Genomic DNA, 725 nt, shown 5'->3' with positions numbered 1-725 from the left:
ACCCCCGTGTCTGGAGCCTCGTCTTCGAGCATTCCCTGGCGCCGGATTCTGCCTTTCCCGACTGGTACGCCGCCGCCCTCGCCCAGGCCACCGACCTCGTCGACGGGGTGCTCGAACCCATGATCCCGGATGTGAGCGAGAGACGACAGGCGGTGGCGACTCTCTGGGCCGGCCTTCATGGGCTCGCCTCCCTCTCCACCTCCAACAAGCTCGCCGTCCTCACCCCCGAACCGCCGCGCGACTTGGCGCGGCTGCTGGTCGGGCGGTTCCTGCGGCCCTAGGAACCGCGTGTTGCAGCAAGGGAACCCGGCGTTTACTTTACTGAGGGGCGCTGGCAGCGTATATCTGTCTCTCGCGAAACTCTCGCGGAATCACCCTCTCTTGGGCTGCAGAGGCGGGCGGGGAGCTTTCTGGAGACGCGAAGCCCAGGATGAACTTCGATTGAGATCCGAGCAAGCAGGACAAGGTTCTGACGGAACGCGGCATCGATTTCGCGGACGCCGTCACGATTTTTGCGGGTCCCGTCCTCGTGAAGACGGACATGCGGCAGGATTACGGAGAAGTTCGTATGATCGCCATCGGGCAGGTGAACGAGGTTTTCGTCACGGTTGTCGACACTGATCGTGGCGATACGCGATGGATCATCACGGCTTGACCAGCGAACCGCAAGGAGCGCGCGGAATGGCAAAGATCACACTCGAAGAAGCCTTGAAACGTCCCGTCAC

Annotated in this window: 1 protein-coding gene and 1 pseudogene; both read left to right on the top strand. The window is 62.6% G+C overall.

Going from position 1 to position 725, the window contains the following annotated elements:
* A partial coding sequence (locus VQ02_RS33810) for a TetR-like C-terminal domain-containing protein (RefSeq protein WP_048448661.1) occupies positions 1–281 on the top strand: 281 nt, incomplete at its 5' end.
* Positions 282–457: 176 nt separating this feature from the next.
* Positions 458–655 (top strand): annotated as a pseudogene (locus VQ02_RS36540) (BrnT family toxin); the annotation flags it as partial.
* Positions 656–725: the final 70 nt, after the last annotated feature.

The sequence above is a fragment of the Methylobacterium variabile genome (genome assembly GCF_001043975.1).
Lineage (GTDB): Bacteria > Pseudomonadota > Alphaproteobacteria > Rhizobiales > Beijerinckiaceae > Methylobacterium > Methylobacterium variabile.
The sequence above is the reverse complement of the archived record's forward strand: the minus strand, read 5'-3'. Positions and strand labels throughout refer to the sequence as shown.